The following is a 21,144-nucleotide window of genomic DNA, read 5'->3' as shown; positions in this document are numbered from 1 at the left end:
GACTAATAGTGGACTTTCCGGCTTTGCGTAATCCAGGTAATCGACGTTACGAGCATGATAATCAGGAAGAGCACCCACGACATGGCCGAGGCGTACCCCATCTTAAAGCGCTCGAACCCTTCCTCATAGATCTGATACACAATAACCGTGCTTGAATAGTTTGGGCCGCCATTCGTCAGGAACTTGATCATGTCAAACACTTTGAAGGATGAAATCGTGCTCGTAATCGCCAGGAAAAAGGTAGTCGGACCTAGCAGCGGCACGGTAATGCGCCGGAACTGCTGGATGCCCGTAGCCCCGTCGATCGTCGCCGCTTCATACAGCTCTTCCGGGATATTCGTCATTCCCGCCAGGAAAATAATCATCTGGTATCCTAGAACCTGCCAGATATAAATAATCATAATTGCAATCAGCGAGTAGCTCGTGTCAACCAGCCAATGAGGCGGGCTGGAGATCCCCATTTCCATCAGCATCTGGTTCAGCGGGCCTTTGGAGGGATGATACAACGCCTGCCACACAGCTGCAATCGCTACCGTCGAACAGATATAAGGGATAAAGAACGCCACTTTAAAAAACGCCTTGCCGTACAGCTTCTTATGGATCAGCGCCGACAGGACGATGCCGAGCAGCATGGTCAGCGGCACCGTGCCGACTGTAAACAACACATTGTTCTTCAGTGCCAGGATAAAGTGATTATCCTTAAATAGATTAACGAAGTTGTCCAGCCCGATGAAATGGATTGCCGACAGCCCGCCCACCAGATTCCATTCGGTAAAGCTCAGGAAGAGGCTGAACAGCAATGGGAACACGGAGAGGAGAATCAAGCCGAAAACCTCAGGCGCGATAAAAATCCATCCAGCCCACTGCTCCCTCTTTTTGCGCGTCCAGTACGTTCTCTTCGGAACCGTCTTCTCTACAATGAGTGGTTCACTGCTCACTCGTTTCCACCTCCACGGCTTCCGCTTCGATATCCGGCAAGTAGGCTCCTTCTTCCTTCAGCCGTTTGCGTAACAAGGCAACGTCTACGGCGTGAACATCATTCTCCGCCTGGCCTGAGGCCAGCGCCGCCGCCAGTCCGGCCGCTTCCCCCATCGCCAGACATACTGGCATTACCCGAACACTTCCCAGCACCCGGCGGTCGCATGAAATACTGCGTCCGGCTACCAATACATTGCGCAACCCCCGCGGCGTAAGGCAGCGGTACGGAATGCCATGCGATTCACCCGGGCCATACAACGTGATCGAAAGACTGGAGCCTGTACCGTTCTGCTGTTCCTCCTGATTACCGTGAATATCCAGGAAATAGCTGTTGCGGCAAATCTCGTCCTCGAAGCTTTTTCGTCCGATATAATCCTCCGCTGTCAGTATATAGTCGCCGATGATCCGCCGCGATTCGCGGGTGCCTATCAGCGTGCCTGTGCTCATCACGAAGGCGTTTCCGAACGCGGAAGGCTGAACAGCCGCTAGCATATCGCGGTATGCTGCCGCCATCCTGCGGCCCTCGATCATCGCATTCGAAACAGTAAACGTATCCGTGTTATCGACGCCCCACAGATGGCCGGCATTGAAGCCCACAGAGCGAGGTGCAACCAGGTTATTGCACAGGTGCGTGTCCGGAATGCCAGGATAGGCTCCTGACTGGTAGGCCTCATGAATCGGGCTCAGGGGATTCTCTGCGTGCAGATTTTGCCCGTTCAAATAGGCGTAATCATCCACGTTGCCAAGAATGAAGCAATGTGTAGCCGGCTGCAGTTCTCCGGTTACCGCGTCCCCTTTCTGGTACTCCGCCCCCGCCCATGCGGCAACATCACCATCTCCAGTGCAGTCGACATAGACCTTCGCGCGAAACGCCTGCAGTCCACCCTTGTTCAGCACCACGATTGCTGTCACATTGCCGTCCTCATCTCTTTCCACATCGGCAAGCGTTGTCAGAAACAACACACTGGCGCCGGCTTCTGTCACCAGATCGTCATAGACCCGTTTCAGCTTCTCCGGCTCGATCGGAACCCAGTCCAGCGCATCTGCATGCACATGCGGCATTTGCCCCTTCAGGGTATCGAATACCTTGGCGGCAAGACCACGGTAGATCATCTTTTGCTTATCGGAGAACGGGCACCAGGCCGGAACCAAACCCGAGGTTCCCATTCCGCCAAGACTTCCGGTCGCTTCAATCAATAGCGTGCTCGCGCCTTCCCGGGCCGCCGCAGCCGCCGCAGTACAGCCCGCCGGGCCTCCTCCGACTACGATGACATCAAAAGAAGAATTGAGCGGGATTTCCTTGCTTTTCAACGTATATCTATCCATATGATCCTCTCTTTCCCGGCAGCCGAAGCTTGCCTATCGGCCTGCCGTTCGTCTATGAGCTTATTGTAGCAAGAGGCTTTTGGAATTACGGTATAACCTTCCGACTCCTTGATGTGCAATATTTTGACTCAGAGCAATTGAGCCATAAATTTGTATAGGAAAATTACCGTGTGATCCGGTACTGCCTTGGGGTCACACTGGTGTGCTTCTTAAATAGGGTGTTGAAATAAGTTGCTACGGCAAGGATACGGCCGAGTGGACCTTTGAACCTCACGTTGACGAGCTGATTTTTAAAAAGAGGTTGGAAGAGTGCGGAATTCCAGTTTAATCTGAATTACAATCTAGGCATGCTCTATTTCCTGTCCAATGATGAGCGAGTGCCACAACATGTCCGGAAGGAAATGTCAGCGTGGGGGATCGTTGTGGATGGGCGGTGTGTGAATGAAGGAAACGTGGAGGTTGATGCAGCCTCGCCGTATCCGATTTCATACCATTCTATCATTCCAAAAGGTGAGGAGTGCACAAACCTGTTAGTTCCAGTATGTCTTTCTTCCTCCCATATTGCATTCGGTTCGATCCGAATGGAATCTGTCTTTATGGTCCTCGGACAATCTGCGGCTGTTGCAGCGTCCATATCCATGTCAGACCAAGTGACTGTGCAAGAGGTAGAGTACAAAAAGCTGAAGGAACGTTTGCTGCAAGTGAATCAGATTCTTCATCCCAGACTCTGAGGTCGTCTCTAACCAGAAATGCAGGGAGAGTACTCCCTGCATTTCTGGTTTCGCCGTATGGCAGATCTAACTTATTCTTATAGCGTTTATTCGTAACAGCGGATCTCAAATATGCGGGCATGGTCCAGTCCGTTGGTGTTGGCGATATCCACGCGCAGCTTCACGATATGCTCCAGGTTCACCTGGCAAGCGATTTGCCGCTGGTAGTTATCCTGAATTGATACTACTTGATGGGCTGGAATCTCTGGATTGGCGAAAAACGCCGTCACCCGAAAATCCTTAACCGTCTCCGGCTGGGGACCCCACTCCATCATTTTCAATACTTCGTCCGAATGGGTCAGAGTCAGTCTGCGGTGCATTCCCGTATCAAATACGATCTCGATCTTGCCAATGGACACCGGCGTTATCCACTCTAGCTCAATCCATGGCGCAGGGTCGCCCGTCTGGGACATCCAGCGGTGCGTTCCGGGTACGGCCAGCTCTGGTCTGGCGCCGCCCACTCCATGCATCGCCCGGGTATAACCATCGGTGATGTAGGCGGCCTTGCCTTCCTGCTGTTCCGAAGAGGCGCGGACAATCGCGCTTGATGCCAAATTATCTCTAGCCGGCGTGATGCCTGGTAAATAGGCGTCCTGTTTCAACAGCTTGTGCTGAACCTGCTGGATGAACTCTATATCATGGAGGGCGTCATCCAGCGTTAATCCGGATTGAACGGCCAACGCGGCTGCCGTTCCTGCGCCTTGTCCCATGGCGGCGCAGGTTCCCATTACCCGCGTGCTGGAGAAGGCGATATGTGTTGCCGATATGTTACGTCCTGCGAACATTAAGTTTTCCACATTAGCGCTGATCAGCGCCTTGAGCGGAATGCCGTACACATACCGGCTAAACGGCTGATGGGCTGGGTTCAGCTCGGTGGCATCAATACCCTGAGGCGGATGCGTATCCATTGGCCACCCTCCGTAGGCAATCACGTCATCGAAGTGTGTCGCTTGCTCAATATCCGTCTGGGTCAGCAGGTATTTTCCGATAAAGCGGCGCGACTCTCTTTTTCCCGGAACAAATCCGAACCAGTCCAAAGCCCAATTCTCCGACTCAGGATGATTGCCGCTATTCTTGATATGATCCCAGACACCCAGCATAATCGCCAGAAGTTCATCTCGAATGGCCTCATTATCAGCTATCGTGTCCATCATCCCGCCGAACTCCACCCACCAGTAGCCATATTCCCACGTGGAATGGTTACGGAATTTCAGGTCTTCCTCCGAGAATTTGCGCGTCCAAGAGGGCGGTGTAAAGGTCATGGGCCGGCCCATATCCCGGGTGGTGAACAAGAGCGACGACCCTTGCCGATACAAATCCGCGTCCTCATTCGCGAGCGTCTCACCATACTCGCTTGCTGCCTCGCGCCCGATCTTATATAGCGCGCCCGCTTCCTTACCAAGCCGCCCGTCCCCGGTGCAATCCATGTACACTTTTGCAGAAATGCGAAACCGATGCTCCGTGCTCTCTCGAACCGCCAGAGCGGAAACGATCCGTCCCTTATCCACTTCCACGTCAATGACCGTGGTATTCAGCAGCAGCGTCAAATTCGGCTCAGCTCTGCACTTCTCGTATAGGATCAAGTCAAACATGGAGGCGCTTCGCTGGGGATTTCGAACGGCATTTTCCAGCAGGATCTCTTCCAGAATGCCGCCTTCCCGCGCCTCCGTTTCCAGAGCTTTTCCTCGTTTGGAGTTGGCCGCACCTACAATGTGCATCCGAATTTCTGAAGAAGCGTTGCCCCCAAGTACAGGACGATCCTGGCATAGCACAACCCTAGCTCCATTCCGGACTGCCGCGAGCGCCGCCGACACCCCGGAAACGCCTCCCCCGGCCACCAAAATATCCGTTTCCAATGTTATCAGGCCCATTTTATCCGTCATCAAAAGAAAATACCCCCTGTCTATAATTGAATCTCAGCACAGAATTCTTCTATGGGTCTTATTGTAGCAAGGGGGTTAGTGAAGTACGGTATAGTTTTACAACCCGCTGACGTGCATTATTTTGACTCATTGCATAAACGCCTCCCCCGCCACCAAAATATCCGTTTCCAGGGTTACAGGCCCATTTCATCCGTCATCAAAAGAAAATACCCCCTGTGCAGTTTATTTCTACTGATTGTTTATCCTTCCTCCCGGTACCGCTCATTAATATCATCTCCTAACCATGCGCCCTGACGGACAAGCCTGCTCTGCAGGGTAGTTACATCGATACTGCGTGTTTGGCACGAACCTTTCCCAGCCAGGATTGCTGCAGCCGTACCTGCGGCTTCACCCATCGCGAAGCAATTCGGCATTACCCGGGCAGAGCCTTGGGTGGCTCTATCAGTCGATATCGCTCTCCCAGCCATGATTATCTGTGGTCTCTGCACCAGCTGATCATCCGGTCGACATATGCCAAATGAACTTCTTTCCCCGAAGGGGCTCATCCTCATCATCTAATAGAAACCGTGCATTAATCGGAAGTCTAATAGAGTTGAAGCCTTCGGCAGCGATTACTTTGATATCCGCCTCTGCAATATAACGATCGTAATACTGTTATATCTTTTCTTCATTATACAAATAGCAGACCTGCACTCTCCGAACTTATGATTCTGACCTTTATGCTTAAACAAAAAAAGCAAAAAGAACCTTGGATGATCAAGGTTCTTTTTGCTAATTAACTGTATGCGGTAGAGAGGACTCGAACCTCCACGGGTATACACCCACTACCCCCTCAAGATAGCGTGTCTGCCATTCCACCACTACCGCATAATAATGCTTCAACGAACCCTATGGATTCTCATCCCAAACTCGCAGAAGAAATGGTGACTCGTATGGGATACTCTCCACTCCGTTACGAGATTGCGAAGTATTCCTAACGCAGCCTATGCTTCAACGAACCCTATGGATTTTCATCCCGAACTCGCAGAAGAAATGGTGACTCGTATGGGATTCGAACCCATGTTACCTCCGTGAAAGGGAGGTGTCTTAACCCCTTGACCAACGAGCCATGATTGATAACTTACGTGTTTGTCACAACAAAAATGAGTATATCAAACACAATGATTTTTGACAAGAAGTTTTTTTAATAAAATTGCAGGGAGCTGCATCCGTTTGCAAATACAGTCCCCTGTCATTTCCGGTCCACTCTGCCTGGCATTTCATCGCCTCCTTGATGTGATGAGGGTATAAGCCTGCAGTGTATTAGAATGCGAAAAGAAAGACCCTTTAATGAGCCTTTCTTTTCAGCAGTTAAATTTATTTAATCTCACGCAAAGTCAGCTTAAGGATTAACCTTCGTTTCGAACGTCTGCTTGCCGTCAACGAACTTCAGCACAACAGCCGCTTTTACCGGGTCATGTGTCTCGTTCAGCGTAATTTTACCGGTAGCCAGCTGCAGGTCTTTGGTTGCTGCCAAAGCGTCTTTGATCTTAGCAGGGTCTGCGGCTCCGGCACGAGTGATTGCATCGGCAACCAGCTTGAGTGCATCATAACCCAGTGCGGCCATACCGTCAGGTACTGCCCCGCCGTTAGCTGCTTTGTAGGCATCTACGAAGCTGGTAACTTCAGTAGCTGTATCTTCGGGCGAGTAGTGATTGGACATGTACGTGTCGTTCAGGGCATCTGCACCGGCGATTTCAGCCAGCTGCGGCGAATCCCAGCCGTCTCCGCCCAGGAAGGGGGCAGTGATGCCCATTTCACGTGCCTGTTTCAGGATTTTACCTACTTCTTCATAGTAGCCTGGGAGGTAAATCACATCCGGGTTGGCGGCTTTGATACGGGTCAGTACGGCTTTGAAGTCGGAATCCTTCTGCTGGTAGGACTCTTGGCTCAGCACTTCTCCGCCTTTGGATTTGAAAGTTTCTTCGAAAAACTTCTGCAATCCCTTCGAATAGTCACTCGACGTATCTGTGTAGATGACCGCCGTTTTGGCTTTCAGGGAATCAACGGCAAAGTTAGCCATGACCTGGCCCTGGAATGGATCAATGAAGGCAGCGCGGAATACCCAGTCGTTCACTTTGCTCGTGCGTTCGTCAACAGTAACCTTAGGGTTGGTGGCACCTACTGAGACGAGCGGGATTTCTTTTTCGGTTGCTACTGGAACGATGCCCAGGGTGTTGGTTGATGTGGAAGCGCCAATAATGGTAACGACCTTATCCGTTGTGATCAATTTTTGCGCTACCTGTGTAGCTTCCTCAGATTTCGAGGCATTATCGGCTACAACCAGTTCGAGCTTCTTGCCAAGAATACCGCCTGCGTCGTTAATCTGCTGGACAGCCAGCTTCGCGCCCTTTGATGCGGAGTCGCCGAAAGAAGCCTGGCCGCCTGTGAGCTCAAGGTCAGCACCGATTTTGATTGTGTCCCCGGTAGTGTTCCCGCCGCTTGCAGAGTTGCCGCTGTTCTCTGTGTTGTTGTTGCCGCAGCCCGAAGCTAATACTGCTGTCAGTACTGCCGACAAAATAATGGCCCCAATTTTCTTCATTGTTTCTCTCAGCCTCCCGAATAATTGAATTTTTTATATGTTGTTTCCATGATGCCGCATGTCAGGTCAGCCCGGACCTAGTGCCCGAGGTAAGCCATTTTAATCTCTTCGGAATCCGCCAGTTCCTTGGCGTCGCCTTCCAGCACGACTCTGCCGGTTTCCAGCACATAAGCGCGGTGGGCGATTTTGAGGGCCTGATGCGCATTCTGCTCTACTAGCAGCACGGTTGTGCCGGCAGCGTTCACTTCTTTGACGATTTTAAAAATATCCTGCACGAGAAGCGGAGCAAGCCCCATGGACGGTTCATCCAGCAGCAGCAGCTTGGGGTGCCCCATAAGCGCACGGCCCATAGCAAGCATTTGTTGCTCGCCGCCGGACAGCGTTCCGGCCTGCTGTTTCTTGCGTTCCAGAAGTCTCGGGAAAGTCTTGTAGACCCTCTCAAAATCAGCCGCCAGACTGGACGGATTCTGCAAATAAGCGCCAAGCTCAAGATTTTCTTCTACCGACATATTGGCAAATACGCGCCGCCCTTCCGGGCAATGAATCAATCCCTGCTTCACAATCGACTGGACACTCTGGTTCGTAATGGATTTATCGAGAAACTCAATGCTGCCTGTCTTTGGCTTCAGCAGGCCGGATAGTGTTTTGAGCAGTGTCGACTTGCCGGCGCCGTTGGCACCGATTAAGGTCACAATCTCCCCTTGCTTCACTTCAATGCTAAGGTCTTTCAGAGCGTGGATCGCTCCATAATAAACGTTGATTCCTTGTACTTTGAGCATCCCCCTTACGCCTCCTGTCCCAAATACGCTTCGATGACCTTCGGATTGCTCCGGATCTCCGAGGGTGTGCCATTCGCAATCAGCATGCCGCGGTCCAGCACATAGATCCGGTCGCACACACCCATAACAAGAGACATATCGTGTTCAATCAGGAGAATCGTAAGATCGAATTCCTTGCGGATCCAGGCAATCAGATTCATCAGATCACGGGTTTCATTCGGGTTCATACCCGCTGCCGGTTCATCCAGGAGCAGCAGCTTCGGCCCTGCGGCCAGAGCCCGCGCAATTTCAAGACGCCGCTGGTTCCCGTAGCTGAGATTGCTGGCAACCTCACCGCATTGACCGGCGAGATTAAATATTTTCAGAATATCCATAGCCTTCTGCGTGATTTCATCCTCTCCCTTGAAATGCTTCGGCAGCCGGAGCATCGAGGTGAACAGGGAATGCCTGGCATGCTGGTGGAAGGCGATTTTCACATTTTCCAGCACGGTCATGGATGTAAACAGCCGGATGTTCTGAAAAGTGCGCGCCGCCCCTTTATGGTTAATCTTGTAGGGCTTCATGCCGCCGATCGATTCATTGTTAAGGATGATGCTGCCTGTAGAGGGCGGATAAACCCCGGTCAGCAGGTTAAACAGTGTTGTTTTGCCTGCACCGTTGGGTCCGATCAGACCGATAAGCTCGCCTTTGCCGATATAAAGGGAAACTTCGCTAAGGGCTTTAAGTCCGCCAAAAGAACGGCTGGCCTCTTTAACCTCAAGAAGCACTGCTTTCGCTGATTGCGTCATTTGCCTTGGCCTCCTTTTTGCCGAGCTTGCCCAGAGAAAATTTGGTTTTGCCAAGCAGGCCGCTTGGACGGAAGATCATCATCAGGATCAGAACGATTGAATAGATAATCATCCGCCATTCCGGAAATTCGCGTAAGTAAGTATAGAGCAGAGTAACGAAAACCGCTCCGACGATGGAACCGGCTGTGCTGCCAAGTCCACCGAGTACAACCATTACGATGATTTCGAACGACTTCAGGAAGTTGAAGCTGCCCGGAGTAATAACATAGAACGTATGGGCTGACAACCCGCCGGCCATACCGGCAAACAAGGCACCGATGGTAAAAGCGATGATTTTGTAACGGGTGGTGTTGATCCCCATTGCCTCTGCGGCAATCTCATTCTCACGGATGGCGATACAAGCGCGGCCGTGTGTAGATCCGATGAAGTTGTTGATCACTACCACTGTAATCAGGGTGAACAGGAACAGCATGGTCCATGTGGTTTTGGCCGGAATCCCGCTCAGTCCTGAAGCTCCGCCGACATATTCCGTGTTGAGCATGATGATGCGGATAATTTCACCGAAGCCAAGGGTAGCAATAGCCAGATAGTCACCGTTCAGGCGGAGTGTCGGCATGCCGATCAATACGCCAAACACAGCCGCCAGCACACCTCCGGCAAGGATGGCCGGAATGAAGGGAACGTTATAATCCAGCGTCAGGATAGCCGAGGTATACGCTCCTACCGACATAAAGCCTGCATGACCGATGGAAAACTGTCCGGTAATCCCGGTAATCAGATTAAGCGATACCGCCAGCATGATGTTCACACCAATCAGCAGCAGCATAGATCTCGTTACATCACTAAAGATTCCCGTTGTTAAAAGAACTTGAACGATTCCGTAAAAGGCCAGGGCAACAATAATGCCTACCCAGAAATTTGTATTCAGCTTCTTCACGCCAATCCCCTCCTACACTTTCTCCCGGACATTTTTGCCAAACAGCCCGGATGGTTTGAAGATAAGGATCAGAATCAATACAGCAAAAGCTACACCGTCACGCCAGGAGGAAAACCCGAGCGAGGAAATTTCCGTCTCTACCGTCCCCAGCAGCAGCCCGCCTACAAGCGCACCCGGAATACTTCCGATGCCACCAAGTACAGCAGCAACAAAAGCCTTAAGCCCAGGCATAACACCCATTAGAGGATCAACAGAATTGTAGGTCATCCCGAAAATCACCCCGGCTGCGGCAGCAAGCGCTGAACCGATAGCAAAGGTTGCCGAAATGGTGCGATCTACGTTGATCCCCATCAAGCGCGCCGCCTCCACATCAAACGATACCGCACGCATGGCTTTGCCGGTTTTGGTGAAACGGACAATATACTGTAGAATAATCATAAGAATTATCGTTGTTAGAAGAATCATTACCTGATTCGATTCCACTTGGATAGATGATCCGAAGAGGGTGAACTGTTTCTTGTCCATAATGTCCGGGAAGCCTTGAGCCTGCGGCCCGAGAATGAGCACTCCGGTATATTCAAGCAGAAAGGATACACCTATGGCTGTAATCAGTGCAGCAATCCGTGTGGATTTGCGCAGCGGCTTGTAAGCCAACCGTTCAATCGTTATGCCCAGCAGCGCACTGATCGTCATGGAGATGACAAGCGACAGAATCAGAACGACAACCGGAGGAAAACCTGCATCTGTCAGATATTTGGCACTATACAGTCCAATAAACGACCCCACCATAAATACATCCCCATGTGCAAAATTGATCAGCTTGATAATACCGTAAACCATAGTGTAACCAAGGGCGATCAGAGCGTAGATACTGCCTACGGAAATCCCGTTAATTAATTGCTGAATGAAATACTCCATCGCCATCCTCTTTTCCCCATAGTCATTTTAAATCCCCTTTCTCTGCCTTGCATTCTCTGCACCTTTGCATTCTTTGCACCTTCACATTCGTTACAGCTTCGCATTCTTTACATGCTTTTCATTTCCCAGCTCTTTGATGTCACCTATATTAACACATAGCCCTATCCTAGTCACTAACAAAAATGCAATGTAATACAAATTTCAGAATTTTATGTAAGGTTATATGACCTTGACGGTAATTTGCAAGTGAGGTAATTCAGCGAGAATGAATAATAACCGAGAGAAACGGAGAAAAACGGAGGTTTTTGAAGCACGTCATTTTTTTGAATTTGTTTCCTTTTCTAATACAATACTTTATTTTTCCGCAAATAATATAACATTTGTCTCTTTACAGCATCAATCCTTCAATTTATTAAAGGGGTAATGGGTTGCATCAGCAGATTTTTTTGTTCGATTATAGGGAAACTTGCGGAGGGCGGAGAGGAGCTTTTTAGCTTAGAAAGCAGAACAAACGGGCTGCGGCAACCTTCACTGGACGATGCGCCGTTTTAGATGTCAGCTGGTGCCTGGAAAGCTCTCCATGAATTCTGCGAATTCCAGGTGGAAAAAGGATCACTAAATTGCTTGTGCCCCCTCTGCCCCGCTGTTAGGTGGAAAAAGGTTAACTAATTGGCTCATGGCACCCTCTGCTCCGCTGTTAAGTGGAAAAAGGTTAACTAATTTAGCTCATTCCGCCTCTGACAGAGTAATATTGCTCAATTAAGTTTCCTTTTTCCACTTAAACCTAATAATTGTTGGATTTTGGAGAGAAATAAGTTCACTTTTTCCAACTAGCGCATGCTCAACTTCTTCTTGTCACCATTATCATCCTGCAACTCCCCACGCCTGATTTCCTCTCTAACCTTTTTCGCAAAATATCGCCATCTCAGTCCGCTTCACTTAGCAGAATGGTCTAATTCGCCTCCGCACCGCCTACAGTTTATCATCTGAAGCGTTCAAGTAATCCACATTTTACGTATAGTTCAGTTTCCCGGACAACAAAAAAAAGAACCTCCGCCGGAAGCTCTTTTTGTATGAAATCATTTATGCGAGATTGCGATGCAATCCTAACGAGGCTTATGCTCCAACGAACCACCCAGGGTTCTCATCCCTAACAGGGAAGTACTTCACAACGGAGAGAGAGGGATTCGAACCCTCGCACCGCTTACGCAGTCTAACCCCTTAGCAGAGGGTCCCCTTATAGCCACTTGGGTATCTCTCCAAGAAAATGGCTCCCCGAACAGGACTCGAACCTGTGACAACTCGATTAACAGTCGAGTGCTCTACCAACTGAGCTATCAGGGAACATTAACATGAACAAGAAATAATTTATCATGATTTTGTGGTCTAGTCAAGCATAACTCAATATTTTTGAGATCGTTTTCAGTCTCCCCTGGCCAATGCCCTGTTCAACACCATTCCCCGTCCGCCGGAATCTTGACACGCCCCAGCAATCCCTCCTGCTCCAGCCGGGCGGCAAGCTGTTCACGGGTAACCAGGCAATGGTTGATGGCTTCCATGTGCACAGCAATCACTGATGCTTCCGGCGCATAGCGGCACAGCTCTATAATGTCCTGCTCATTCATGGTAATATGGCCTCCGGTCAGGAATTGTGCTCCCCCGGCATTAACGATGATGACCTCCGGCTTGTGTTCATCCAGGGCTACTTTCACTTCATCGCACCAAATCGTGTCACCGGCCACATACAAGACCGGCTCGCCTTCGGCTCGGAACACAAAACCTGACACCTTGCCCATAAGCTCCCCGATTTCTCCTGTGCCATGCCGGCCGCCGGTCCGCTTCAAAGTCACCCCCCGGAAGTTCTTCGCCGCATGGTCCTCAACCACAGATACATGCCCAAAGCCCTGTGCCGATAAAGTCCCTTCGTCTCCGTCCTGGCATAACACGGGAAGTTCATGGGGCAAAAGAGACACTGCCGCTTCATCCCAATGATCCTGATGCAAATGCGTAACGAGTACAGCGTCAGGTGCGAGCCATTGCTGAACAGGCCCCGGCAAGGGCACCAGCGGATTTCTTCGTGCATTGGGAGAATTCGGAATGGGCGGATTCGCCTCTTGTTCGCTGAGCATGGGATCTACCAGAAAAGTTATACCGCCGTATTCCAGCCATAGGGCCGCGTTGCGGATGAGCTGAATTTTCAATATAAACACCTCTTTCATCTATCCTGTCTTCTGCTACAATCTAAGTATAAGAGCTGCTTCGTTCAAAATACATTGTGCGGCGAAAGAGATTCATCATTTTTGCTTTCACCCGGAAAGGATTTCGCGATAAAATGGAAAACTACGCAATAGATGATATAGACTACAGAATCCTACACTATATAATAGAAGATTCCCGGTTGAGCCATAAGGAAATTGGGGAGAAAATACACATGACAGGGCAGGCTGTAGGCGCGCGAATCCGCAGAATGCGGGAGCTGGAGATTATCGAGGGCTATACGGTACGCTGGAATCCGCAAAAGCTCGGGCAGAACATTCACGCTTTGATTACCGTGTTCCTCAGCTCCAACAAAGCGCATCCGCTTTTTCAAAAATTTGCCCTGGAGCATGGAAGTGTGGCCGAGCTGCACCGGGTCAGCGGTGAGGGCTGTTACTGGATGCGTGTATACGCCAAAGATCATGATGAGCTCGCCACTTTCCTGGACCAGCTGCTGGAGTTCGGCAATTACCGGGTCAATCTCGGCATGGGCCAGCTCAAATAAAACGGGCAAATTACAATGACATGGAGGCCAATATGAGCAACAAAATCGATCCGCCCAAAATCACTGAAGAAAATGCTTTGCTGCCACAGCAGATCCATACACTCCAATCGAAGGAAGAAATCAGCCACTGCCTGATCAGCGACAGCCTGATTGAATATCAGGAAGCGGACAGGGTATCGTTCGACAAAGTGATTTTCCGGAATGTGACGGTTACCGAGTCCACACTTCATGCCATTGAGCTGACGGATGTGATCTTTGAAAATTGTGATCTGTCGAATGTGAATTTCAGTGACGCTTTTGTGCACCGGACAGAATTTCGGAATTGTAAATTGATTGGCACAGACTTCAGCAGAGGCCGATTTCAAAATGTACGGATAGTGGATTGTATCGGGGATTTCGCCAGTTTCCGCTTTGGAAAATTCAAAGGGACGGTTTTTACGAACTGCCGGCTGGTCAGCAGCGATTATTATCAGGCGGAGCTGACTCACATCGGATTCTCGGAATGCGATATCGATCAGGCCACCTTTGCGGGCTGCAGGCTAAAAGAAATCGACCTCAGCGATTGCAGCTTCACCGGTCTGCATGTCGATATCGAAGATCTCGCAGGCTGTATCATCTCCGCAGAACAGGCGGCTTCCTTCGCCGGTCTGCTCGGATTGGTCATCAAGACCGACACCGAGCTCTAAAATAGCGGCTATTTAGCTTTTCCTCGGGATTCTTCCAGTGCGACCAGCTTAAGCTTGCCTGCACAGTTGCCGCAGCGGTAGCGCTTCGGATCAGCCTTACGCTTGCGCGGGTATTCCGTGGCACATGCGGTGCAGACGAGCTTGTACCGGTAAGGCAGCGGCTTCCGCGCCTTCGCTCCCGGCAGGGTCTGGCAAAAGCGGCTTCCGCCAACCATGGCGAGCAGTTTTTTGAAATCGGCGTCCCGGTGCATATATCCCCGCTTCGAGAGATGCAGGTGGTAATGGCACAGCTCATGCTTGATGATCCGCTCTGTCTCTTCACGCCCGAACATTTCCAGCTGCATAGGATTGATCTCAATGTTATGGCTTTTGATAAAATATCTGCCTCCCGTGGTGCTCAGCCGGCTGTTAAAGCTCGCCTTGTGGCGGAACGGGACACCAAAGCTGTCCTGCGATACCTGCTCGATCCACTGCTGCAGCTCTTCATTGCTCATTCTAGTCATCGTTTCTCTCACAAGTCCTCTCCACAGGAATTTACGCTCTCTACTTGAATTGTAACTTGTGCATAGGCTACACTGTCAAGAAGGAAGACAAGTTCGGAGGGAGAATGACTTATGCCAAAGATGCGATATGTAATTTTGCAGCAGCATCAGGAATTGCAATTTGTGGAGATGCCGGAGGAATATGCTTATCAGCTCAGCGCACTCAATCTGCGCCTCAATAAAGAGATCGACAAGCTGACAGCGGACAATGTTCCGGATCTGCCGCTCGCCATTGCCGAGTGTGACTCTCTGGAGCTGCTGCGCGAGGAGCATTCACTGGAATCCGGATTGGCCTATATTAACCGGCTGGAGAGTGCTTTTTCCTCCATTCAGGAGAGCAATTATCCCCTCATTTCATTGTTGACGGAGATCCGTGCGCTACAAGCCCAGCTGGAGCAGTGGTACGAAGAGGAAGAAGAAGGCGTGCACTAGGAACGGAAATTCCGGCTTGCCGCTGCACCATTGGGCGGGTTACCCCATATGCTATCCTATGTTAGCATGCAGAGGAGGGGTACTCTTGCCGCAGTGGCTCTGCCATCAGCTCATGAAGGCTTATTACAAAAAGGACCGGCGCCAGATCAAGCTGCTGAACGAATGCTGGTTTTTTTACCGCAATTCCGCCGAAGCCCGTGACTCTATCCAGCGGGAAGTATAGGTATATGAATCCGTACCACAAAACCCACCCCACAGTGATCTACGGGATGGGTTTTGGCATGTCGGCGTGTTGCCTGATATCGTCTAGAACAACGGGAAGACATACTTGACCAGAAAGAACAGCAGTCCGAAAAAAATGATCAGGTAAGCGGCGTATTTGATAAAGGTGGATGCGACAACGCTGGAATCCGATTTCTTCTGCACCTCAGTGCGTTCCACTTCAACACTTCTGTCTTTGTAGTTCGGTTCCATCATCTATCTCTCCTTTCGAATCTCTTGGGTGTAGAATCCATTACCCTGACTCTTTCCCGTTTGAAACAAATAGCCGCAGCTCCGGGCCTCCCTGTAAGGAGAAACGGAACTGCGGCTTTATGCTGTGCTGCGGAGCTGGCTGTAGTCTGTTAATTGAAGCTGCGGTTCGTTGGCCAGGAGCCCTGCAGCTTGCGGACCAGCACGATCTGTCCGGTATGATAGGAATCATGCAGAATCAGGCTCATCACTTCTTCTCCCGGAGCATGTCCGGAACCGCCCCAATCATATGCGCCTTCCTCCAGCGCCTCAATCACTTCCCGCAGAGAAGCATGGACTTGTTTCAGCTTGGCTACCGCGTGCCCCCATGCCTCTTCCCCGCTCTCCGTAACGGTAAAAGTAGCATCATTGCTCTCTGCTTCAGGCAGTTTCGGCAAGCCTTTGAGCTTGATAAGCAGACGCTCCTTGTAATAGGTCAGGTGGTTGACCGTCTCCCAGATCGAGTTGCCCGCTTCGCCTTGCGGTTTCCAGACGGCCTGTTCACTAGTCACCCCTTCCAATGCAGCGCTCAGCGGCGGTGCCCAGTCCTCGATATCCATGACATAATCCCAATTTTGCAGCAAAACATCACTAATCTTATTCTGCATGTTCACCCTCCTAAGAGTTTTATAAGCGATATGCTCTCTTCCCCATTCACTTCGAACCAAAACCCGCTCCAAAACATACGCTTAAATTTTGTACTGCATGTACTGTTTCAGCAGCTTCGCAACCCGTGTAACGATTTAACGACTCGAATAATAGTTACAATAGAAATGTAGCATATTCTCTGCCACGCATCAAGTAACTAGCAAAATTATATTTTAACTGTTACAATCAGTGGAAAGTGATGTAGCGTAAGGAGGAAAACCCTGTGTTGTGGGATGATTTCATTAACAGCTACTGGCGGGATTGGCGGACAGGCGACCGCAGCAAAGACAAGGACAAGCTGCAAGATCAGGAGTGGCTGGCCGTCTGGCTGGAACAGCATTCATTGCGGGCAGAGCTGCCGCCAGAGCCTAAAGAGCTGGAGCAATTGCAGCAGCTAAGGAGCTTACTGCGGGAAGCGGTACAGAAGCTGGTGCAGGACTGTCCCCCGGACGGGGATCTGCTGGAGCGGTTGAACGGTTATATGCTGATGGGGCCGGTCATTCGGCAGGTTGTCCAGAGTGTGGAGGGTAAGGTAAAAATCTCCTTTCAACCGCAGCGCCCGGATTGGGAGCAGGTGATGGCGGAGATTGCGTCTTCTTTTGCCGCTGCGCTTGTGGAGAAGGACACCTCCCGCTTTCGCATCTGCGAGAACCCGGATTGCCTCTGGGTCTATTATGATGATACCCGGAACCGTTCGAAACGTTATTGCGATGATAAAATGTGCGGCAATCTGATGAAGGTGCGCCGTTTCCGGGCACGTAAGAAGGCAGGTATGGAAGGAAACTCCGAATAACAGATTATGTAAAATCTAAAAGCTGCGCTGCCCGAGAACATTCGCCGGGATTTTGCGCTATGTAAATACCGTGGATGAATAAGGAGTCCGGACTTTGTTTTTTCCCTCGTGTTTGGCGGCATAGAGCAGTGCGTCCACTTCCTCAAACAGCTGTTCTTTGGTGGTTCCTTGCGAGTAGCTTTTAAGCCCGATACTTACGGTTACCGCCGCGCCGTCCATTTCTTCATGCGGGGTTCCGGAGAGCCGCAGGCGAATCTTGTCCGCTATCGCTTCAGCCTCTTCAAAGGTCTTCTCAAAAAAGAGAATGGCAAACTCCTCCCCGCCATAACGGGCGGCAATATCCGCCGATGATATGAGGTCCCGAATGACCTTGGCTACCCTGGCCAAAATGATATCCCCGGCACGGTGGCCGTATTTATCGTTGATCAGCTTGAAATTATCGATATCAATCAGGGCCAGATGAAACGGTGCGCCTTGATCCCCATACTCCAGCGCCTTGTCGTAGAACTCATGGAAGGAAATATGATTGTACAGATCCGTCAACGCATCGGTCGTCGACAGCTTGCGCATGACCGCATTCTCAATCAGCAGGTCCTGCTTCGCCATCAGCGATGCCTCCAGATCACTGACCAGCTCACGCCCGTTAATAATCATAATGCTGGCCACCAAGGTGCCCACGACCAGAAAAATCGGGATCGCAATCAGATCAAACGAGCTAAAAAAATACTTAAACCAATAATCCCACCGGTACATTACAAAAAAAGCGACAGCCTGCAGCGCAAACGTAAAAAAAGTTAAATCCAGCCGGTAAAAAATCGCCGAAGCGAAGATGGGCAGCAGCATAAGCGCTCCAATAATGCGGATATCCATATTCAGGTGGATGATGATCATCGCAATAATGGTACCGGCCATAAAAAGAGAGATGAACGAATACTTGGAGGCACGGCGGTCAATCCACTGGGCTATGCCCACAACCGCCCCCATCAGCAAAGTCGGGTACAGCAGAACCCCATAATAAAATTCATGCGCCCCCCTCTCATACGGGAGAAAAGTATAAGCCGCAAGCTGGGCCAGAAAATGCAGGGCAATTACAAGCCAATAAGTCTGCAAAAAACGTTTGATCCACTTCGCCTGCCGGTAGGCCGAGGTCCCCGAAGGGCTCATGAACTCTCGTAATCTCAACACGGTCACCTGCTGAATTTAGGATGGACTGTAACAAGACAAGTCACAATATTTTACCATGATGTTAGGTGTTTTAGATACTTGTTAGTTTATTTCAATCCACGCTCCTACATAAGGAGCGACAAGCCCACATTTCATTTAGTCGTGAGTCATTAAAATTTCAATCCACGCTCCTACATAAGGAGCGACATAATCGAGACCTCGCTGCTTCTCTAAAGATATCCATTTCAATCCACGCTCCTACATAAAGAGCGACATCTCGCAAATCGCGTTCAAACAGTTTGTCCTTATTTCAATCCACGCTCCTGCATAAGGAGCGACTACGGACCGAGCATCGTAGAGATCGTTGCAATATTTCAATCCACGCTCCTACATAAGGAGCGACGTCCAATCTTCCGCACTAGCAAAGGACGACACAGGATTTCAATCCACGCTCCTACATAAGGAGCGACCTTCCGCGACGGCTTTTCCTTCCCGGTCCTTGCCATTTAATCCACGCTCTACATAAGGAGCGACAAGATTGATCTGGAGGCCGCTAAAATCGCCAGCGATTTCAATCCACGCTCCCACATAAGGAGCGACACTGATCTCTGTGCGCATAACGTCTCTAGTTAAGGGATTTCGATCCACGCCCCCACATAAGGAGCGACTCAGTGCTGTGCAGGAGGCTACTGACGATCAGCTTATTTCAATCCACGCTCCTGCATAAGGAGCGACGGAATTAACCTTTTCTCAATGATGTTGTTTGTATTATTTCAATCCACGCTCCTACATAAGAAGCGACATCAAACATCTGGTCTGCACTAAACCCGAGTTTTATTTCAATCCACGCTCCTGTATAAGGAGCAACGCTACGGATTACGGCGCAGATGGCGTTAATCGAGCATTTCAATCCACGCTCCTGTATAAGGAGCGACTTTACGTGCCCGCGATGAGTATGGTAATATCACTATTTCAATCCACGCTCCTGTATAAGGAGCGACGCGCGATCCGGACGCGGCAAGTCCATCCTTGTCATGATTTCAATCCACGCTCCTGTATAAGGAGCGACCTGAAGGCAGCTGGCTTTGAATGTGACTTTTATCAATTTCAATCCACGCTCCTGTATAAGGAGCGACGGCGGTTGGGCTACTTTCTATCACTGCATACTGTATTTCAATCCACGCTCCTGTATAAGGAGCGACGCTTAAATACCGGCGAGCATACACGGGAGGGATAAATTTCAATCCACGCTCCTGTATAAGGAGCGACCATCTCCTCTAAGTACGGCAGTATTATGTAATCGCATTTCAATCCACGCTCCTGTATAAGGAGCGACGCGAATGTCCAAAAACTTGTTCACATCCTCCAGGGATTTCAATCCACGCTCCTGTATAAGGAGCGACTGTACAGATTAGCCCCCCAGCATACGTAGGAGGATTTCAATCCACGCTCCTGTATAAGGAGCGACACGACCGTCTAGTGCAGATCGATTATATCCTCTGATTTCAATCCACGCTCCTGTATAAGGAGCGACATTGTTTTCGGGCCTGACCAAGAAAGAGATGTAATTTCAATCCACGCTCCTGTATAAGGAGCGACCACACCGGCACGCTGCTGCATCCCGGGAAGAATGTATTTCAATCCACGCTCCTGTATAAGGAGCGACGTAAGCAATCGACACGTATATCAGCATAAACGGCATTTCAATCCACGCTCCTGTATAAGGAGCGACATGTACCCGCAGCGTGTTGCTGCACCCGGCGTTAATTTCAATCCACGCTCCTGTATAAGGAGCGACCGGTAAGTCTCCGTATCACGGATGGGGCAACGTGGAATTTCAATCCACGCTCCTGTATAAGGAGCGACAAGACCATCTACGATTGTGGATGCTGCTGACGATATTTCAATCCACGCTCCTGTATAAGGAGCGACAGCGGGAGAAATTTGCGAAGGAACAATCTGAATATATTTCAATCCACGCTCCTGTATAAGGAGCGACTCCATAGGGTTGACATACCGTTTATTCACAGTAAATTTCAATCCACGCTCCTGTATAAGGAGCGACTATTCAGGAGGTTTGCTATGGATGCCGGGAAAATATTTCAATCCACGCTCCTGTATAAGGAGCGACGATCAGCACACGCAGCTAACGGTCGCAAACGTGATATTTCAATCCACGCTCCCACATAAGGAGCGACAAAGACACTCCGCTTCAAAAAAATTTTCGAATGATTTCAATCCACGCTCCCACATAAGGAGCGACAGCGATTCCCAACCAAATAAAGGATATAAATACTTTTATTATGGTTAACAACCGCTTGAATATCAAAATAATTAACAATTACATAAGCACATCTTGATCTTTATAACAAATAATGTAATAAATCCGGTGCGAAGGACCCGGGGATTTCATGTGCACTATACATTCGCACTACAAAATTAAAGGCCCATCCAGGTCAATGGATTTCTTTATGCCTGCATGTTTGACTTTATTCTTGTGCTTGGAGTTCTACTCCCGCCAATATCTCCGCGCAAACAAACAGATGAACAATAACACGCCTAAAGAACATACGTTTCCTTCATTATAACAGCACAATAAGGAAAAATCCGGCATTGTCTGGAGAACAATCGAACACTTTTTTACAGTT

Annotated in this window: 20 protein-coding genes, 4 tRNA genes and 2 CRISPR repeat arrays; of the genes, 6 read left to right on the top strand and 18 right to left on the bottom strand. The window is 50.0% G+C overall.

Going from position 1 to position 21,144, the window contains the following annotated elements; all coding sequences use genetic code 11:
- Positions 1 to 2: 2 nt before the first annotated feature.
- The gene (locus PRIO_RS07105) at positions 3 to 938 is read right to left on the bottom strand and encodes a carbohydrate ABC transporter permease (RefSeq protein ID WP_046501643.1); all 936 of its coding nucleotides are present in this window, start codon (positions 936 to 938) and stop codon (positions 3 to 5) included.
- Positions 928 to 2,304, bottom strand: coding sequence for an FAD-dependent oxidoreductase (locus PRIO_RS07100; protein ID WP_020428372.1), 1,377 nt, complete (start codon positions 2,302 to 2,304; stop codon positions 928 to 930). Before PRIO_RS07100 ends, PRIO_RS07105 begins: the two co-directional genes overlap by 11 nt.
- 401 nt (positions 2,305 to 2,705) lie before the next feature.
- On the opposite strand from PRIO_RS07100, the gene PRIO_RS07095 reads away from it, so the two are divergent.
- A complete protein-coding gene (locus PRIO_RS07095) occupies positions 2,706 to 3,035 on the top strand; it encodes an FAD-dependent oxidoreductase (protein WP_231869830.1) in 330 nt (109 codons plus the stop codon).
- Between the two features lie 86 nt (positions 3,036 to 3,121).
- Here the strand turns inward: PRIO_RS07095 and PRIO_RS07090 are convergent, their stop codons facing one another.
- From PRIO_RS07090 to PRIO_RS07035, 12 genes are all read right to left on the bottom strand, one after another.
- Positions 3,122 to 4,957, bottom strand: coding sequence for an FAD-dependent oxidoreductase (locus tag PRIO_RS07090; protein ID WP_020428374.1), 1,836 nt, complete (start codon positions 4,955 to 4,957; stop codon positions 3,122 to 3,124).
- A 239-nt stretch (positions 4,958 to 5,196) separates the two neighbouring features.
- Positions 5,197 to 5,370, bottom strand: a complete 174-nt coding sequence (locus PRIO_RS36610; protein ID WP_231869829.1) for an FAD-dependent oxidoreductase — start codon at positions 5,368 to 5,370, stop codon at positions 5,197 to 5,199.
- Between the two features lie 371 nt (positions 5,371 to 5,741).
- Positions 5,742 to 5,824: transfer RNA gene (locus tag PRIO_RS07080), tRNA-Leu, on the bottom strand.
- Positions 5,825 to 5,990: 166 nt separating this feature from the next.
- A tRNA-Glu gene (locus PRIO_RS07075) sits at positions 5,991 to 6,065 on the bottom strand.
- 273 nt (positions 6,066 to 6,338) lie between these two features.
- The gene (locus PRIO_RS07070; RefSeq protein ID WP_020426215.1) at positions 6,339 to 7,538 is read right to left on the bottom strand and encodes an ABC transporter substrate-binding protein; all 1,200 of its coding nucleotides are present in this window, start codon (positions 7,536 to 7,538) and stop codon (positions 6,339 to 6,341) included.
- 77 nt (positions 7,539 to 7,615) lie between these two features.
- Positions 7,616 to 8,317 (bottom strand): ABC transporter ATP-binding protein, encoded by a 702-nt coding sequence (locus tag PRIO_RS07065; RefSeq protein ID WP_020426216.1) that lies wholly within the window; start codon positions 8,315 to 8,317, stop codon positions 7,616 to 7,618.
- Between the two features lie 5 nt (positions 8,318 to 8,322).
- The gene (locus PRIO_RS07060; RefSeq protein ID WP_020426217.1) at positions 8,323 to 9,105 is read right to left on the bottom strand and encodes an ABC transporter ATP-binding protein; all 783 of its coding nucleotides are present in this window, start codon (positions 9,103 to 9,105) and stop codon (positions 8,323 to 8,325) included.
- Positions 9,074 to 10,042: a branched-chain amino acid ABC transporter permease gene (locus PRIO_RS07055; protein WP_020426218.1), complete on the bottom strand. Its 969-nt coding sequence runs from the start codon at positions 10,040 to 10,042 to the stop codon at positions 9,074 to 9,076. The genes PRIO_RS07060 and PRIO_RS07055 overlap by 32 nt, the downstream gene beginning before the upstream one ends.
- 12 nt (positions 10,043 to 10,054) lie before the next feature.
- Entirely contained in the window at positions 10,055 to 10,960 is a 906-nt protein-coding gene (locus PRIO_RS07050; protein ID WP_020426219.1) for a branched-chain amino acid ABC transporter permease, read from the bottom strand.
- 1,172 nt (positions 10,961 to 12,132) lie between these two features.
- Positions 12,133 to 12,221, bottom strand: a tRNA-Ser gene (locus tag PRIO_RS07045).
- 7 nt (positions 12,222 to 12,228) lie between these two features.
- Positions 12,229 to 12,304 (bottom strand) — tRNA-Asn (locus PRIO_RS07040).
- 104 nt (positions 12,305 to 12,408) lie between these two features.
- Positions 12,409 to 13,161, bottom strand: coding sequence for an MBL fold metallo-hydrolase (locus tag PRIO_RS07035; protein WP_039785559.1), 753 nt, complete (start codon positions 13,159 to 13,161; stop codon positions 12,409 to 12,411).
- A gap of 131 nt (positions 13,162 to 13,292) precedes the next feature.
- Here PRIO_RS07035 and PRIO_RS07030 point away from each other — a divergent pair, with 131 nt between their 5' ends.
- The gene (locus PRIO_RS07030) at positions 13,293 to 13,721 is read left to right on the top strand and encodes an Lrp/AsnC family transcriptional regulator (RefSeq protein ID WP_039785553.1); all 429 of its coding nucleotides are present in this window, start codon (positions 13,293 to 13,295) and stop codon (positions 13,719 to 13,721) included.
- A gap of 32 nt (positions 13,722 to 13,753) precedes the next feature.
- Entirely contained in the window at positions 13,754 to 14,407 is a 654-nt protein-coding gene (locus tag PRIO_RS07025; protein WP_020426222.1) for a pentapeptide repeat-containing protein, read from the top strand.
- 8 nt (positions 14,408 to 14,415) lie between these two features.
- Here PRIO_RS07025 and PRIO_RS07020 read toward each other — a convergent pair whose 3' ends face one another.
- Positions 14,416 to 14,901 carry a SprT family protein gene (locus tag PRIO_RS07020; RefSeq protein WP_020426223.1) on the bottom strand — a complete coding sequence of 162 codons (486 nt, stop codon included), beginning with the start codon at positions 14,899 to 14,901 and terminating at the stop codon, positions 14,416 to 14,418.
- Positions 14,902 to 15,021: 120 nt separating this feature from the next.
- Between PRIO_RS07020 and PRIO_RS07015 the strand changes: the two genes are divergently transcribed.
- Positions 15,022 to 15,381, top strand: coding sequence for a hypothetical protein (locus PRIO_RS07015; RefSeq protein WP_020426224.1), 360 nt, complete (start codon positions 15,022 to 15,024; stop codon positions 15,379 to 15,381).
- 85 nt (positions 15,382 to 15,466) lie between these two features.
- On the top strand, positions 15,467 to 15,604 hold the full coding sequence (gene cmpA / locus PRIO_RS35405) for a cortex morphogenetic protein CmpA (RefSeq protein WP_020426225.1): 138 nt from the start codon (positions 15,467 to 15,469) through the stop codon (positions 15,602 to 15,604).
- An 83-nt stretch (positions 15,605 to 15,687) separates the two neighbouring features.
- On the opposite strand, the gene PRIO_RS35950 is transcribed toward cmpA, so the two are convergent.
- Both PRIO_RS35950 and PRIO_RS07010 read right to left on the bottom strand, forming a co-directional pair.
- Complete coding sequence (locus PRIO_RS35950; protein WP_167330838.1) at positions 15,688 to 15,858, bottom strand: hypothetical protein; 171 nt, start codon at positions 15,856 to 15,858, stop codon at positions 15,688 to 15,690.
- Between the two features lie 146 nt (positions 15,859 to 16,004).
- Positions 16,005 to 16,499 carry a DinB family protein gene (locus tag PRIO_RS07010; protein WP_020426227.1) on the bottom strand — a complete coding sequence of 165 codons (495 nt, stop codon included), beginning with the start codon at positions 16,497 to 16,499 and terminating at the stop codon, positions 16,005 to 16,007.
- 263 nt (positions 16,500 to 16,762) lie between these two features.
- Here PRIO_RS07010 and PRIO_RS07005 point away from each other — a divergent pair, with 263 nt between their 5' ends.
- Complete coding sequence (locus PRIO_RS07005) at positions 16,763 to 17,332, top strand: CGNR zinc finger domain-containing protein (protein ID WP_046501636.1); 570 nt, start codon at positions 16,763 to 16,765, stop codon at positions 17,330 to 17,332.
- 57 nt (positions 17,333 to 17,389) lie between these two features.
- Here the strand turns inward: PRIO_RS07005 and PRIO_RS07000 are convergent, their stop codons facing one another.
- A complete protein-coding gene (locus tag PRIO_RS07000; protein ID WP_020426229.1) occupies positions 17,390 to 18,496 on the bottom strand; it encodes a GGDEF domain-containing protein in 1,107 nt (368 codons plus the stop codon).
- Between the two features lie 109 nt (positions 18,497 to 18,605).
- Positions 18,606 to 18,966: a CRISPR direct-repeat array (repeat unit 32 nt).
- Positions 18,967 to 19,063: 97 nt separating this feature from the next.
- Positions 19,064 to 20,759: a CRISPR direct-repeat array (repeat unit 32 nt; unit sequence ATTTCAATCCACGCTCCTGTATAAGGAGCGAC).
- Positions 20,760 to 21,144 lie beyond the last annotated feature (385 nt).

Source organism: Paenibacillus riograndensis SBR5 (assembly GCF_000981585.1).
GTDB classification, from domain to species: domain Bacteria; phylum Bacillota; class Bacilli; order Paenibacillales; family Paenibacillaceae; genus Paenibacillus_AQ; species Paenibacillus_AQ riograndensis.
Note: the sequence above shows the minus strand (reverse complement) of the source record. Positions and strands in the feature narration are given on the sequence as shown.

What these genes read in the sequence shown, in the direction of transcription:
- PRIO_RS07030 (WP_039785553.1), top strand. Translation starts at nt 13,293, where the DNA reads ATGGAAAACTACGCAATAGATGATATAGACTACAGAATCCTACACTAT.
- PRIO_RS07025 (WP_020426222.1), top strand. Translation starts at nt 13,754, where the DNA reads ATGAGCAACAAAATCGATCCGCCCAAAATCACTGAAGAAAATGCTTTG.
- PRIO_RS07000 (WP_020426229.1), bottom strand. Translation starts at nt 18,496, where the DNA reads ATGAGCCCTTCGGGGACCTCGGCCTACCGGCAGGCGAAGTGGATCAAA.
- PRIO_RS07010 (WP_020426227.1), bottom strand. Translation starts at nt 16,499, where the DNA reads ATGCAGAATAAGATTAGTGATGTTTTGCTGCAAAATTGGGATTATGTC.
- PRIO_RS36610 (WP_231869829.1), bottom strand. Translation starts at nt 5,370, where the DNA reads ATGCCGAATTGCTTCGCGATGGGTGAAGCCGCAGGTACGGCTGCAGCA.
- PRIO_RS07090 (WP_020428374.1), bottom strand. Translation starts at nt 4,957, where the DNA reads ATGACGGATAAAATGGGCCTGATAACATTGGAAACGGATATTTTGGTG.
- PRIO_RS07095 (WP_231869830.1), top strand. Translation starts at nt 2,706, where the DNA reads ATGTCAGCGTGGGGGATCGTTGTGGATGGGCGGTGTGTGAATGAAGGA.
- PRIO_RS07060 (WP_020426217.1), bottom strand. Translation starts at nt 9,105, where the DNA reads ATGACGCAATCAGCGAAAGCAGTGCTTCTTGAGGTTAAAGAGGCCAGC.
- PRIO_RS07020 (WP_020426223.1), bottom strand. Translation starts at nt 14,901, where the DNA reads ATGAGCAATGAAGAGCTGCAGCAGTGGATCGAGCAGGTATCGCAGGAC.
- PRIO_RS07050 (WP_020426219.1), bottom strand. Translation starts at nt 10,960, where the DNA reads ATGGAGTATTTCATTCAGCAATTAATTAACGGGATTTCCGTAGGCAGT.
- PRIO_RS07065 (WP_020426216.1), bottom strand. Translation starts at nt 8,317, where the DNA reads ATGCTCAAAGTACAAGGAATCAACGTTTATTATGGAGCGATCCACGCT.
- PRIO_RS07070 (WP_020426215.1), bottom strand. Translation starts at nt 7,538, where the DNA reads ATGAAGAAAATTGGGGCCATTATTTTGTCGGCAGTACTGACAGCAGTA.
- PRIO_RS07015 (WP_020426224.1), top strand. Translation starts at nt 15,022, where the DNA reads ATGCCAAAGATGCGATATGTAATTTTGCAGCAGCATCAGGAATTGCAA.
- PRIO_RS07100 (WP_020428372.1), bottom strand. Translation starts at nt 2,304, where the DNA reads ATGGATAGATATACGTTGAAAAGCAAGGAAATCCCGCTCAATTCTTCT.
- PRIO_RS35950 (WP_167330838.1), bottom strand. Translation starts at nt 15,858, where the DNA reads ATGATGGAACCGAACTACAAAGACAGAAGTGTTGAAGTGGAACGCACT.